Source organism: Bacillus sp. ms-22 (assembly GCF_009759805.1).
GTDB classification, from domain to species: domain Bacteria; phylum Bacillota; class Bacilli; order Bacillales; family Bacillaceae; genus Bacillus; species Bacillus xiamenensis.
This window is the reverse complement of the sequence record NZ_CP046653.1, coordinates 2,346,890-2,361,486: the sequence shown is the minus strand read 5'-3', so window position 1 is coordinate 2,361,486 and position 14,597 is coordinate 2,346,890. Positions and strand designations below refer to the sequence as shown.

Annotated in this window: 12 protein-coding genes; all 12 read left to right on the top strand. The window is 39.4% G+C overall.

Going from position 1 to position 14,597, the window contains the following annotated elements:
• Positions 1-6: 6 nt before the first annotated feature.
• A complete protein-coding gene (locus tag GPA07_RS12260) occupies positions 7-2,157 on the top strand; it encodes a penicillin-binding protein (protein ID WP_232532164.1) in 2,151 nt (716 codons plus the stop codon).
• A 124-nt stretch (positions 2,158-2,281) separates the two neighbouring features.
• The gene (locus GPA07_RS12255) at positions 2,282-4,201 is read left to right on the top strand and encodes a stage V sporulation protein D (RefSeq protein WP_008354685.1); all 1,920 of its coding nucleotides are present in this window, start codon (positions 2,282-2,284) and stop codon (positions 4,199-4,201) included.
• A 211-nt stretch (positions 4,202-4,412) separates the two neighbouring features.
• Entirely contained in the window at positions 4,413-5,888 is a 1,476-nt protein-coding gene (locus tag GPA07_RS12250) for a UDP-N-acetylmuramoyl-L-alanyl-D-glutamate--2,6-diaminopimelate ligase (protein WP_157292592.1), read from the top strand.
• A 135-nt stretch (positions 5,889-6,023) separates the two neighbouring features.
• Complete coding sequence (gene mraY / locus GPA07_RS12245) at positions 6,024-6,998, top strand: phospho-N-acetylmuramoyl-pentapeptide-transferase (RefSeq protein WP_008354681.1); 975 nt, start codon at positions 6,024-6,026, stop codon at positions 6,996-6,998.
• A gap of 9 nt (positions 6,999-7,007) precedes the next feature.
• Positions 7,008-8,354 (top strand): UDP-N-acetylmuramoyl-L-alanine--D-glutamate ligase, encoded by a 1,347-nt coding sequence (gene murD / locus GPA07_RS12240; RefSeq protein ID WP_051009091.1) that lies wholly within the window; start codon positions 7,008-7,010, stop codon positions 8,352-8,354.
• Between the two features lie 60 nt (positions 8,355-8,414).
• Complete coding sequence (gene spoVE / locus GPA07_RS12235) at positions 8,415-9,515, top strand: stage V sporulation protein E (RefSeq protein WP_008354677.1); 1,101 nt, start codon at positions 8,415-8,417, stop codon at positions 9,513-9,515.
• Between the two features lie 198 nt (positions 9,516-9,713).
• A complete protein-coding gene (murG, locus tag GPA07_RS12230) occupies positions 9,714-10,808 on the top strand; it encodes an undecaprenyldiphospho-muramoylpentapeptide beta-N-acetylglucosaminyltransferase (RefSeq protein WP_157292591.1) in 1,095 nt (364 codons plus the stop codon).
• A 31-nt stretch (positions 10,809-10,839) separates the two neighbouring features.
• Entirely contained in the window at positions 10,840-11,751 is a 912-nt protein-coding gene (gene murB / locus GPA07_RS12225; protein WP_008354672.1) for a UDP-N-acetylmuramate dehydrogenase, read from the top strand.
• A 131-nt stretch (positions 11,752-11,882) separates the two neighbouring features.
• The gene (locus GPA07_RS12220; RefSeq protein WP_008354671.1) at positions 11,883-12,662 is read left to right on the top strand and encodes a cell division protein FtsQ/DivIB; all 780 of its coding nucleotides are present in this window, start codon (positions 11,883-11,885) and stop codon (positions 12,660-12,662) included.
• Entirely contained in the window at positions 12,659-13,348 is a 690-nt protein-coding gene (locus GPA07_RS12215) for a DUF881 domain-containing protein (RefSeq protein WP_008354670.1), read from the top strand. The genes GPA07_RS12220 and GPA07_RS12215 overlap by 4 nt, the downstream gene beginning before the upstream one ends.
• A gap of 20 nt (positions 13,349-13,368) precedes the next feature.
• A complete protein-coding gene (locus GPA07_RS12210) occupies positions 13,369-14,094 on the top strand; it encodes a DUF881 domain-containing protein (protein WP_008354667.1) in 726 nt (241 codons plus the stop codon).
• Entirely contained in the window at positions 14,094-14,462 is a 369-nt protein-coding gene (locus tag GPA07_RS12205; protein ID WP_003210988.1) for a small basic family protein, read from the top strand. Before GPA07_RS12210 ends, GPA07_RS12205 begins: the two co-directional genes overlap by 1 nt.
• Positions 14,463-14,597 lie beyond the last annotated feature (135 nt).

Here is a 14,597-nt window from a genome sequence, read left to right as displayed (position 1 = left end):
ATGGCGATGCCTAAAAAGAATAAAATGATGAACAGAGGCGCGGCAATTGCGAGTATTTGCTTCGCCCTGTTTTTCTTTATCATCCTTGCACGTTTTATTTATATTCAGGTTACTGGAACAGTTGATGGACAAGTGTTAGCCGCAAAAGCAAATGAACAATATCAATCGAAGAAAACACTTGAAGCCAAAAGAGGGTCCATTTTAGATCGAAATGGAAATGTGATTGCAGAGGACACATCTGTTTATAAGCTCATTGCAATCCTGAGCAAGAAAATGACAGTCGATCTCAAGCATCCGATGCATGTCGTTGACAAAGAAAAGACAGCAAAAGAGCTGTCAAAAGTCATTGATATGAGCGAAAGTGAAATTTTAAAGCGCTTGAATACAAAGGGCGCGTTCCAAGTCGAGTTTGGTAAAGCCGGAAAGGATATTAGCTTTTCAACAAAGGAAAAAATTGAAAAGCTAAAGCTTCCTGGAATCGCATTTGAAAAGGACACGAAGCGCTATTATCCAAACGGCATGTTTGCTTCGAACTTAATCGGATATGCCAGATTAGATGAAGCAACCAAGGACATGTCAGGTGTGATGGGTCTTGAAAAGGCTCTGAATAAATATTTGAAAGAAAAAGACGGCTATGTGACGTATAACAGTGACAGAAGCGGATGGGCGCTTCCGAATAGCAAAGAAGACATTGTCGCCCCGAAAGACGGGAAAAACGTCACGCTGACCATCGATCAAAAAATTCAGGCATTTCTTGAAGAAAGTATGACGCAGGTCGCTAAAAAATATAAGCCGAAGAAAATCATTGCGACAGTCGTTGATCCGAAAACAGGAAAAGTTCTCGCGATGGGACAGCGCCCAAGCTTTAATTTAAATGAACTGGACATTACGAATTATAACAATGATGTCATTTCATATGCATTTGAACCAGGTTCAACGATGAAAATCTTTACACTTGCTGCTGCGATTGAGGAAGGAGTATATCAAGGCAGTGAAAAGTATCAATCGGGAACTTATAAAGTAGGCGGCGGTCTTGTAAGAGACCATAACAACGGAAATGGCTGGGGGAAAATTGATTTTCATGAAGGTGTTCTTCGTTCTTCAAACGTTGCCTTTGCGAAACTGGCAAAGGAGAAGCTTGGCTTCACGAGGTACGAACAATACTTGCAAAAATTCCATTTCTATGACAAAACGGGAATAGACTTGCCGAACGAAGCGTCTAGTAAAATCAATTTTAGATACGAATATGACAAAGCATCGACGGCTTATGGTCAAGCGTCTGCGATTACACCAATTCAGCAAATTGAAGCGGCGACAGCGATTGCAAACGGCGGAACGATGATGAAGCCATATGTCATTGATCATATTACAGACCCGAACACAAACAAAACGATTTTACAGCACGAACCAACAGTAGCAGGAAAACCGATTTCCTCTCAGACAGCCAAACAAGTTCGTGACATTTTAGGTGAGGTTGTTTCTTCGAAAATTGGGACAGGTCAGCCATATCAAATCAAAGGCTTTGACGTCGCCGGAAAAACAGGAACAGGACAAATTGGCGGTGCCGGCGGTTACCTCAAAGGCCGAAATGATTACGTCTATTCGTTTATGGGAATGGCACCAAAAGATGATCCGAAGCTGCTTGTTTATGTGGCAGTACAGCAGCCTCAGCTATCTGAAACGCAAACAGGCTCTGCCCCTGTTTCGGAAATCTTCAACCCTGTAATGAAAAATAGTTTGCTCTATTTAAATATCGCACCAACAAAAACAGACGATAAAAAATCAAGCAAACAAAAAGTAAAACAAGAAACAATGCCTTCATTCCTAGATTTAGAAGTGAAGCAGGCAGAAACCGAAGCCAAAAACAAAAACTTAACGCCTGTTGTCATCGGTGATGGTCTATCCATTAAACGCCAGTGGCCGAATGCAGGCTCTGAATTCTCTGAAAGCCAGAAAGTCTTTTTGAAAACAGCAGGAAAAACCATTAAAATGCCTGATATGACGGGCTGGTCAAGAAGGGAAGTACTGCAATATGCGTCCATTTCTGGTGTGCATATTGAAACAAGCGGACAAGGATATGCTGTCAAACAAAGCGTCAAGAGTGGAGCGGAGATTTCAGATCAAGTCGTCACCGTGACATTTAAAAGTCCAAATTAACGGAACAACCTAGCAAATCATTTGCTAGGTTTTCTTTTATTCCAGCAAATGGGACGAGATCGTTCTACAAAAAGGCGGGCTTGCATATGATGAAAACAAGCCATATGTAAGGAGTGAACCGGGCGTGCGAGTGTCAAGTGTAACAGTGAGAAAACGATTGCTTTTCGTGCTGCTGTTTGGGGTGATCATTTTTTTCATCATAGATACTAGATTAGGATATGTACAATTTATTATGGGTGAGAAGCTGACAAGCTTAGCGAAAGATTCATGGAGCCGTAATCTCCCTTTTGAGCCGGAACGAGGAGATATTTTGGATCGAAATGGTGTAGAGCTGGCGACGAACAAAAGTGCTCCCTCTATTTTAGTTGTACCGCGGCAGATCAAAGACCCAGCAGAAACAAGCAAAAAGCTGGCAGCAGTGCTGAATATGTCGGAGGAGAAAGCGTACAAGCACGTCACCAAGAAAACATCAATAGAGCGAATTTCTCCAGAGGGCAGAAAAGTATCTCATGAAAAGGCAAAAGAGGTAAGAGAGCTTGATTTAGATGGGGTCTATGTGGCAGAAGACAGCATCAGACATTACCCTTTTGGAAGTTTCTTGTCCCATGTTTTGGGCTTTGCTGGAATTGATAATCAAGGATTGCTTGGACTTGAAGCTTACTATGATGATGACTTAAAAGGTGAAAAAGGATCTGTGAAATTCTATTCCGATGCAAAGGGACAGAAAATGCCAGATGAAGCAGATGATTATACACCGCCTAAAGATGGACTTGATATGAAATTAACGGTCGATTCGAAAGTGCAAACCATTATTGAACGAGAATTAGATAATGCGCAGGCAAAATATAACCCAGATGGCATGATCGCCATTGCCATGAACCCGAAAAATGGTGAGGTACTGGGGATGTCAAGCAGGCCTGATTTTGATCCAGCTGACTACCAATCTGTGGATCCAAAAGTGTTTAACCGAAATTTACCGGTGTGGAGCACATATGAACCAGGATCAACGTTTAAAATCATTACGCTGGCAGCAGCATTAGAAGAAAACAAAGTGAATTTAAAACGTGACCACTTTTTTGACAGTGGCTCTGTGACAGTTGATGGCGCAAGGCTCAGATGCTGGAAAAAAGGAGGACATGGGTCACAGTCGTTTTTAGAAGTGGTACAAAACTCCTGTAACCCAGGCTTCGTCGAGCTAGGCGATCGTCTTGGAAAAGATCAATTATTTTCTTATATTAAAGATTTCGGATTTGGTCAAAAAACAGGAATCGATCTTCAAGGGGAGGGAAGAGGAATTTTGTTCCCGCTTGATCGTGTAGGTCCTGTAGAGCAGGCAACAACTGCCTTTGGTCAAGGTGTATCCGTTACGCCGATCCAACAAGTGGCCGCAGTAGCTGCTGCGGTAAATGGCGGGACGCTTTACACACCTTATATTGCAAAAGAATGGATAGATCCGATTACAAAAGAGGTCGTCAAAAAGCAATCACCGATTGCCAAGAAGAAAGTCATTTCAGCTGAGACGTCAAAAGAAATCAGATATGCTCTTGAAAGTGTAGTGGCTCAAGGAACTGGCCGGAATGCTTTCGTTGAAGGATACCGGGTCGGCGGGAAAACAGGAACGGCACAGAAAGTAAAAGACGGGAAGTACATGGAAAATAACCACATCGTGTCGTTTATCGGGTTTGCACCTGCTGATGACCCGAGCATCGTTGTGTACGTTGCAGTGGATAACCCAAAAGGAACCATCCAATTTGGTGGTACAGTGGCAGCACCAATTGTCGGCCATATTATGCGAGACAGCCTGCCTGAAATGGGTGTGAAAAAAAGAAAGGGACAAATCGAAAAGAAGTATCAGTGGCTGGACACAAAAACCATTGAAGTACCGAATCTTGTAGGAGGATCTGTTTCTGATCTTGAATCACTCCTGATTAATTTAAAGATCGACGCTTCTGGATCTGGCAGCAAAGTGGTGAAGCAATCGCCTGCGGCCGGAACAAAGGTCAAAGAAGGCTCAACGATCCGATTATACTTAAACGATGAATAATAAAGAATGAACAGAGGGTAGCCGCACTCATTCGGCTGCCTCTTTTTGTTGAAAGAGAAGGGGCGCTATCAAAAAAGAGCACAAAGTGTGTTTTTTCCAAGAGAAACTTAAGGAATACGCTGGATGTATCCTTTTTTTTACGATAAAATATAGACTGTGTGTTTTTTTCACAAGACATGCACTTGAACGAATTTGAGAGGTTTGATATGAAATGAAATTACAACAACTCCTTACATACTTTAAAAGTGAAAACAACGAATTAATAAATGAAAACCCTGAAATCACTTCTATTGAAATGGATTCAAGAGAAGTGAAAAGTGGGAGTCTCTTTGTCTGTATAAAAGGCTATACAGTAGATGGACATGATTACGCTGAAAAAGCGGTGAAAAGCGGGGCTGCAGCGATTGTGGCAGAACGCCCACTTAACATAACAGAGGTACCAGTCATTATTGTAAAACACTCTCAAAGAGCACTTGCAAGAATGGCTGATGCCTTTTATGGACAGCCAACTCATAAGCTGCATCTAATCGGTATCACAGGAACAAACGGGAAAACGTCAACAACACACATGGTCGAACAAATGATGAGAAAAGCCGAAAAGAAAACAGGCTTAATTGGGACGATGTATATGAAGGTGAATGATGACATTCTCGACGTCAAAAATACAACACCTGAGAGCGTCACTCTTCAAAAGACTTTTAAACAGATGCTTGATCATGATGTAGATACGGCTATTATGGAAGTATCTTCGCATGCTTTGCAGATGGGCCGTGTTCATGGGTGTGATTATGATATTGCTGTTTTTACAAATCTTAGTCAAGATCATCTGGATTACCACAACACAATGGAAGAATATAAACATGCAAAAAGCTTACTATTCTCCCAGCTTGGGAGTGCCTTTCAGCACGATAAGCCGAAGCATGCCATTTTAAATGCAGATGATGAAGTTTCAAGTTATTTTGAAAAAGTCACAGCTGCTGAAATCACGACGTATGGCATAGAGCAAGATGCAGATGTAATGGCAAAGAACATTCAAATCAACCCAAAGGGAACACAATTTGATTTGATCACTCCAATCGGCACAAAAAATGTGACAGTTGCCCTTATTGGGAAGTTCAATGTGTATAACATTCTGGCTGCTGTATCAGTAGGGATCGTATCCGGCTTAACGTTTGAAACGATTGTCAGTGCAATTGAAGAGCTTGAGGGAGTCAAAGGACGCTTTGAACTTGTGAACTGTGACCAAGACTTCCCTGTCATCATTGATTACGCGCATACACCTGACAGTTTAGAGAATGTACTCACAACGTGTAGAGAATTAACGGAAGGTAGAATTTTCTGTGTGATCGGCTGCGGCGGGGACCGTGATAAAACCAAGCGCCCACAGATGGCTCAAATCGCTGTGAAATATGCAGATGAGCCTGTATTTACATCAGATAACCCAAGAAGTGAAGACCCATCAGCTATTTTGAAAGACATGGAAAATGGAGTGCCAGAAGCGTATTACCATAGCTTTGTGAATCGGAAACAAGCCATCTTTTTTGCCATTGCCAATGCGAAAAAAGGCGATACAGTCTTAATAGCGGGAAAAGGTCATGAGACGTACCAAATTATTGGCGATCAAGTCTATGACTTTGATGATGCAAAGGTTGCAATGGACGCTATTTTAGATCTAAACAAATCTTAAAATGATGAAAAGAGTGTAATGAAATGAAGCATTTTGTACAAAAACAACATATGAAAGTCACGAATGAATATCATAATAATGAATGCTATTTTCTGACGGGAAACGGCTTTGGAAATTCGGAAGGAGTAAAGAACAATGCTTGAACAGGTGATATTGTTTACAATCATAATGGGATTTTTAATCAGTGTTCTTTTATCCCCGATTTTTATTCCGTTTTTAAGAAGACTTAAATTTGGTCAAAGTATTAGAGAAGAAGGCCCGCAGTCTCACCAAAAGAAATCTGGTACTCCGACAATGGGCGGAATTATGATCATCTTTTCTATTACAATTACAACGATTGTGATGATCAACAAATTCTCTGAAATTAGTCCGGAAATGTTTTTACTGTTATTTGTTACCCTTGGCTACGGTTTATTAGGATTTTTAGATGATTATATTAAAGTAGCGATGAAACGAAATCTTGGATTAACGTCGAAACAGAAATTGATTGGTCAAATTGTGATTGCTGTGATTTTTTATGCAGTCTTCCATTATTACCAGTTTGCAACGACGATACGTATTCCAGGAACAGATGTCAGCTTTGACTTAGGGTGGGCATATTTTATCCTCGTCATTTTCATGCTTGTCGGTGGTTCTAATGCAGTCAACTTAACAGATGGACTAGATGGTCTATTATCTGGAACAGCTGCTATTGCATTTGGAGCTTTTGCTATACTGGCTTGGAATCAATCACAGTATGATGTGGCAATCTTTTCAGTAGCAGTAGCTGGAGCAGTCCTTGGTTTCCTTGTCTTTAACGCACATCCTGCAAAAGTATTTATGGGAGATACAGGATCACTTGCTTTAGGCGGGGCCATTGTAGCTATTGCGATTTTAACGAAACTTGAAATGTTACTTGTCATTATTGGAGGAGTGTTTGTTGTTGAAACGTTATCTGTTATCCTTCAAGTCATCTCCTTTAAAACAACGGGAAAAAGAATCTTTAAGATGAGCCCGCTTCACCACCATTATGAGTTAGTTGGCTGGTCTGAGTGGAGAGTGGTTGTCACCTTCTGGACAGCTGGTTTGTTACTTGCTGTTTTAGGAATTTACATTGAGGTGTGGTTATAATTGAATAAGATGCAAATGTTAAAAAACGAACATGTACTAGTACTAGGCCTTGCAAAAAGCGGATATGCGGCAGCCTCAATTCTTCACGAACACGGAATAAACGTGACGGTAAATGATCAAAAGCCTTTTGAAGAGAATGATCCTGCTCAGTTACTTTCTGAAAAAGGGATTGATGTCATTTGTGGCAGTCATCCTCTTCGTATGTTCGATGATAAAGAAATTACAATTTTAATTAAAAATCCTGGAATTCCTTATGAGAATGTAATGGTTCAAGAGGCAATTCGCCGAAAGATTCCAGTTTGGACTGAGATAGAGTTAGCTTATCATTTGACCTCATCTCCATTTATCGGGATTACCGGATCGAATGGGAAAACGACGACCACTACATTGATTTATGAAATGCTGAAAAAAGACAGCCAGAAAACATTGGTAGCAGGTAATATAGGCACGGTTGCTAGTGAAGTTGCTGCTAATGCAGCAGGCGATGAATGGATCGTGACTGAGCTTTCTTCATTTCAGTTAATGGGAACTGTGGAATTTAGACCCAAAATCAGCTTAATATTAAATATTTTTGACGCACATTTAGACTATCACCACACTCGTGAAGAATACGAAAAAGCAAAACAGAAAGTGTATGCACATCAACAAGAAGATGACATCGCTGTGATCAACCTAGATGATCCATCTGTTGTCAAACTAGCAGAATGTTCAAAGGCGAAAAAAGTGTTTTTCTCAGTAAAAGAGCCAGTAGAACATGGTGCTTTTATTAAAAACGGTGCTATCTATTATATGAATGAACATATCATTGACCTCAAGGAAGTTGTCCTTCCTGGTGAGCATAATCAAGAAAATATTTTAGCAGCTATTTGTGTTGTGAAAAGTGCAGGCTGCTCAAACGAAGCGATTGCCAATGTTCTCACCACATTTAGCGGGGTGAAGCATCGTTTGCAGTTTGTGGATACAATTCAAAGTAGGAAATTTTATAATGATAGTAAAGCGACCAATATACTGGCAACAAGTAAAGCTTTGTCAGCCTTTAAGCAGCCGACCATTTTACTGGCAGGCGGACTCGACCGAGGCAATGAATTTGATGAATTGAAACCTTTTATGAAGAATGTGAAAGGAATTATCACATTTGGTGAGACTGCACCTAAGTTTGTGAAGCTTGGTGAAGAGCTGGGAATACATCACGTAAAACATGTCGATAATGTTGAACAAGCAGTACCTGCGGCGTTTAGCATATCTGAAGAAGAAGACGTGATTTTATTGTCTCCGGCTTGTGCAAGCTGGGATCAGCATAAAACATTTGAAGAACGTGGAGACATGTTTGTAAACGCCGTGCATATGCTTAAATAAGGGCTTGTCTCTCAATATGACTGACAGCCCAAATGAAATTATGCTTGGGGTGTCGGTCTCTTGACGAATAAGAAAACTTCTCCGGATTTTTTGCTTGTTGTCATTACGTTACTTTTATTGACGATTGGTTTAATTATGGTGTACAGCGCAAGTGCTGTGTGGGCATCGTATAAATTTGATGATTCGTTTTATTTTGCAAAAAGACAGCTTTTGTTTGCCGGAATCGGAGTTATCGCGATGTTTTTCATTATGCGAGTTGATTATTGGACGTGGCGGACTTGGTCAAAGATATTGATTGCTGTTTGTTTTCTACTCCTCATGCTCGTACTGATCCCAGGTGTCGGTATGGAGAGAAATGGATCAAGAAGCTGGATCGGTGTCGGTGCGTTTAGTATTCAGCCCTCTGAATTTATGAAGCTTGCGATGATTGCGTTTCTTGCAAAATTCTTATCTGAAAAGCAAAAGAATATCACGTCCTTCCGTAAAGGGTTTGCCCCAGCATTAGGCATTGTGTTTTCTGCATTTGCCATCATTATGCTGCAGCCGGACCTGGGAACAGGAACGGTTATGGTTGGAACTTGTATTATTATGATATTTGTTTCAGGTGCGAGAATCGCTCACTTTATCTTTCTCGGTCTTTTAGGGCTCAGCGGATTTGCTGCACTTGTCTTATCAGCACCCTATCGAATAAAACGAATTACTTCATATTTAAATCCCTGGGAAGATCCACTAGGCAGCGGTTTTCAAATTATTCAATCCTTATACGCTGTTGGCCCAGGCGGTCTGTTCGGAATGGGGCTAGGTCAAAGCAGACAAAAATTCTTCTATTTGCCGGAGCCTCAAACAGACTTTATCTTTGCAATATTGTCTGAAGAACTTGGCTTTATAGGTGGATCGCTCATTTTGCTTCTCTTTAGTGTTCTATTATGGAGAGGTATACGAATAGCACTTGGTGCACCAGACTTATATGGAAGTTTCTTAGCAGTCGGCATCATTTCAATGGTTGCCATTCAAGTAATGATTAATATCGCAGTTGTCACCGGTCTAATTCCTGTGACGGGTATCACACTCCCATTCTTAAGTTATGGCGGCTCATCACTGACCTTAATGCTGATGGCAATTGGCGTACTTTTGAATGTAAGTAGGTACGCTAGATATTAATTTGCTGCTTATTCATGAAACCATATAGACTTTTAATTTGCAAAAGTATAAAAAAATGATTTGAAGAGTGAAAATGGCAGTTTCTGTTTCAAAAACATGATGTTTGACTCTTCTTTACAGGTTTTAACGGAGCCCTGTTGTTTAAAACAGGGTTTATACTTTGTTCAGAGCAGAAAAAAATTGAGGGGAAATGGTATAATGCGTATAGTAATCAGTGGAGGCGGAACAGGCGGACATATATATCCGGCTCTAGCTTTTATGAAAGAAGTGAAAAAACTGCATCCTGATGTAGAATTTTTATATATTGGTACTGAGAATGGACTTGAAAAGAAAATTGTAGAAAGAGAAAATATCCCTTTCAAGTCAATAGAAATCACAGGTTTTAAAAGAAAGCTTTCTTTTGATAATGTAAAAACGGTGATGAGATTTCTAAAGGGAGTTCAGAAAAGCAAATCTTATTTAAAAGAGTTTAAGCCAGATGCTGTTATTGGAACAGGTGGTTATGTGTGTGGTCCTGTCGTTTATGCGGCTTCTAAGCTGAAAATCCCGACCATTATTCACGAACAAAATAGCCTGCCAGGCATCACAAATAAGTTTTTGGCGAGATATGTTCAAAAAGTAGCCATCTGTTTTGAAGAAGCAAAGGCACATTTTCCTTCTGAAAAGGTTGTTTTTACGGGAAACCCAAGGGCCTCTGAAGTCGTCTCTATTAAAGAGGGGAAATCTCTTAAAGAGTTTGGGCTAGATGAGAAGAAAAAAACGGTTCTTATTTTTGGCGGGAGCAGAGGTGCAGCGCCAATCAATAAAGCAGTCATTGAGATGCAAGATGAATTAAAGAAAAAGAACTACCAGCTTTTATATATTACTGGCGAGGTTCATTATGAAAAAGTCATGAATGAATTAAAGGAAAAAGGTGCAGCACCGAATATGGTTACAAAGCCTTTCTTGCATCAAATGCCGGAGTACCTGAAATCGATTGATGTCATTGTTGCAAGAGCGGGAGCCACAACGATTGCTGAAGTGACAGCTCTTGGAATTCCAACAATCTTCATTCCAAGTCCATACGTGACAGCAAATCATCAGGAAATTAATGCGAGATCACTCGAAAAACATGATGCTGCTATCGTTTTAAGAGAATCAGAGCTTTCTGGAGATCGTTTGCTGCATGCAATTGATGAAATTGCAGGTAATGAAGAAAGACTAAATCAAATGAGCCGTCTAACGAAAGAACTCGGAGTGCCAGATGCGGCGGCACGTTTATATAATGTGTTAAAAGAAATTACGACTTCATGATTCAATGATATGAGGTAAGGCGGAGGGTAATATGGAGAACTTGAAGAATGAATTATTAGAAGCGCAAGTTGGTAAAGTACTTGAAAATGAACCGCTTGCAAATCATACGACAATGAAAATAGGCGGGCCGGCAGATCTATTCATCATTCCAAAAGATGTCGACGCAGTCAAAACAATTATGGATCTGGTGAGAAAACATCACGTAGATTGGACGGTTATAGGGAGAGGGTCCAATTTACTTGTACTTGATAAAGGAATTCGCGGTGTAGTTCTGAAGCTGGGCGCTGGGCTTGATCATTTAACTGTAAATGGCGAAGAAATTACAGTTGGCGGAGGCTATTCCGTTGTACGACTCGCAACGTCTCTTAGTAAGCAAGGTCTTTCAGGATTGGAATTTGCAGCGGGTATACCAGGTTCTATCGGTGGTGCTGTTTATATGAATGCAGGGGCACATGGATCTGACATCAGCAAAATTCTTGTGAAAGCTAGAGTCTTATTTGAAGATGGAACCATCGAGTGGTTAACAAATGAGCAAATGAACTTTAGCTATCGCACTTCTGTACTTCAAAAGAAACGTCCTGGTATTGTTCTTGAAGCAGTGTTCAAGCTCAAGCAGGACGAACGCGAAAAAATCACAAAGCAAATGCAGCAAAATAAAGACTATCGCAAGGAAACGCAACCTTATAATAAACCATGCGCCGGTAGTATTTTTCGAAATCCATTACCAGAATATGCAGGACAGCTTGTAGAAAAGGCGAATCTAAAAGGGTATCAGATTGGCGGAGCAAGAATTTCCGATATGCATGGAAACTTTATTGTCAACGCTGGTGGCGCCAAAGCTCAAGATGTGCTGGACTTAATTCAGTACATTCAAAAGAAAATCAAAGATGACTACAATGTAGATATGCATACAGAAGTAGAAATTATTGGTGAAGCAAATTAAAGGCTACCTTTTATGAATGCTGGCTTCACAGAAAAACAAACGGCATGAAAGAATGCCGTTTGTTTTCTAATCAAAATAAAGAATGATCCAAAGGTGCGGACAAGCAGCTTTGAATGAGGTGAAGAGTATATATGCGGCCTGATCATGAAAATGAAAAGATCGTCAATATAGAAGAGCGAATCCCTAAAATTAAAGAACAAAGAAAGCAGAAAGCGAATCGGAGATTAATTTCTTTTATCCTGCTGTTTTTTATCATGATTTTAATTATTGTTTATTTGCAAACACCAATCAGTAAAATTTCTTCTCTAACGATTACAGGTAATGAACATGTACCAACAAAACAGCTCGTGAAACTTTCAAAAATTAAAGAAGGCGAGACAGAGTTTTGGAATTTAAATAAAGATTTGACAGCAGACCATATTAAGCAAAATAAACTGATTAAAAGTGTCAGTATTAAAAAACATTTCCCAAATAAGGTCAGTATTGCTGTAAAAGAATATGCAAATATTGCATATCTTCAAAAGGGGAATTTTTATTATGAGCTTCTTGAAAATGGGACAGCCTTACCAGATGAAGTCACGCCAAGTGATGCAGGACCTATTTTTGTTGATTGGGACAACAAAGAGAAGTTGAAGCAAACAGTTAGATCTTTGAATCAACTGCCAGCTTCTATTCAGGAACTCATCTCAGAAGTATATTATGTGCCGACAAGTTCAAATCAGTGGCTCGTTAAATTTTATATGAATGACGGAAACACCGTCCTTGCATCTATTAAAACATTCGCAGATAAAATGACAACCTATCCGGCTATTGTCAAAGAACTTTCGTCATCTGAGAAAGGCACTATTCATATGGAAGTCGCTACGTATTTTGAAGCGTTTAAATCTAAGAAAAAGGAAGATGAACGTTGAGAGGCAAAACAGTCATTTTCTCAATTGTAATGCTTGTTCTTGGGTTTCTGATTTCTTTTTCATACCAATATACAAAGCAGCATAAAGCAGATGTCAGTCGAACAGAACAATGGAAAAAAGAATATTCTTTGAAAAGTCAGCTGACAAAGCAAGAAAAGGCGAATCATAAACTTGAAAAAGAACTTTATCGTCTTCAATCAAAGGTTCAAGTAACAGAGTCCAGTTTAAAAAATGAAAAAGAGCAGTTCTTTAATGTTTTGGAAGATGTTGAGAAATACAGAATGTTTACAGGAGAAATAGGAGTAAAAGGGAAAGGGGTAAAAGTATCCCTTGAAGATGCATCTTATATCCCAAGTGGACAAAATGTCAATAATTACATTGTGCATGAGAGTCACATTTTCCATGTGATAAACGAACTATTTATATCAGGGGCATCTGCTGTAGCCATTAACGGACAAAGAATCACCCACCAATCATACATACATTGTAACGGCCCAGTCGTCACAGTTGACGGCATTCAGCATCCAGCACCATTTGTAATTTCTGCTATTGGTGATCCAGCTGTGTTAATACCTGCATTAAATATTGCAGGCGGAGTGGTTGATCAGCTGACAAGTGATCATATTTCCCTGACGATTGAAAAAAAGGATATTCGTATGAATCCTCTTTTACGAAATAAAGATTAAAAGTGAAAAGGTGAGTGGTGTTGAGGAAAAAGAAGCCATTACTTAGTTTGACAGTCCTGATGGTGATATTTGGCATCATGGTCTCCATCCAATTTAACTCTTTACAAAAGCCTAAAATTCGTGATACTCGCGACGTTTGGGAATTAAGAGAGGATTTATCTGCATCCAAAAGTAAAGAATTGGATTTACTGAAAGAAATTGATAAATATGATGAAATGCTAAAGAAGTATAGTAATCATGAAGATCAATCAAAAGAAACACAATTAACAAAAACGTTGAAGGATTTAAAAGAAAAAGCTGGTTTTACAGAGGTAACGGGAAAAGGAATTGAAGTTGAAATTACTCAGCTTTTTTCAAAAGATCTTACCGGAGAAGAAGTTAAAAATATACCGCCGGATCTTCTGAAAAAATTAATTAACGAAGTCAATATGTTTGGGGCAAAACATATGTCCATTAATGACCACCGGGTGATTAATACAAGTGTCATTCGAGATATTAATGGTACGACGAAAATGGATGGCTACAGTATAGATGGTGATACAGTCAGTATTAAGATCATCAGCCAGCAGGCAGACAAACTATACAGCCGTTTAAATGTATCAGATATTGGCGATTTGTTCGCTCAGGAAAATTTCAGCTTGAGTATTAGCCAGCCAAAAGACAAAATTCATTTAAAAGCATATGACGGTACAATTCAATTAAACGAATTGAAGCCTCTTGACGATGTAAAGGAGGGAAAATCTTAATGTGGCTTCCTGTACTTGGTTTAATCATAGGAGTTGCGATCGGTTTCTTAACAAATTTTACGATACCGAATGAGTATTCTAACTATCTTTCCCTCGCTGTACTTGCTGCGCTTGATACATTAATTGGTGGAATCAGGGCACATCTGCAAGGGGCTTACGATGAACTAGTGTTTGTATCAGGCTTTTTCTTTAATATTATACTCGCAATAAGTTTAGCTTTTCTGGGCGTCCATCTTGGTGTAGACTTGTATTTAGTCGGAATGTTTGCATTCGGCGTTAGATTATTTCAAAATATAGCCGTTATTCGAAGAATTCTACTAACAAAATGGACAATTTCTAGAGAAAAAAAGAAAAAAAGTGAGTCATAAAAAAGGATATACATATGATGTAACGAATATTTTCAGTAATCCTAATAATAAATGTTGATTTTTTAAGTTTTGTTACACACTTGTAAAAACACATTCATTGTATTGTTGTTCAGCAAATAATAGAATAGAAAGTAT

Coding starts and splice junctions, on each gene's coding strand:
- GPA07_RS12260 (WP_232532164.1), top strand. CDS start 7: ATGCCTAAAAAGAATAAAATGATGAACAGAGGCGCGGCAATTGCGAGT.
- mraY (WP_008354681.1), top strand. CDS start 6,024: ATGCTTGAACAGGTGATATTGTTTACAATCATAATGGGATTTTTAATC.
- murD (WP_051009091.1), top strand. CDS start 7,008: ATGCAAATGTTAAAAAACGAACATGTACTAGTACTAGGCCTTGCAAAA.
- murG (WP_157292591.1), top strand. CDS start 9,714: ATGCGTATAGTAATCAGTGGAGGCGGAACAGGCGGACATATATATCCG.
- murB (WP_008354672.1), top strand. CDS start 10,840: ATGGAGAACTTGAAGAATGAATTATTAGAAGCGCAAGTTGGTAAAGTA.
- GPA07_RS12220 (WP_008354671.1), top strand. CDS start 11,883: ATGCGGCCTGATCATGAAAATGAAAAGATCGTCAATATAGAAGAGCGA.
- GPA07_RS12205 (WP_003210988.1), top strand. CDS start 14,094: ATGTGGCTTCCTGTACTTGGTTTAATCATAGGAGTTGCGATCGGTTTC.
- GPA07_RS12250 (WP_157292592.1), top strand. CDS start 4,413: ATGAAATTACAACAACTCCTTACATACTTTAAAAGTGAAAACAACGAA.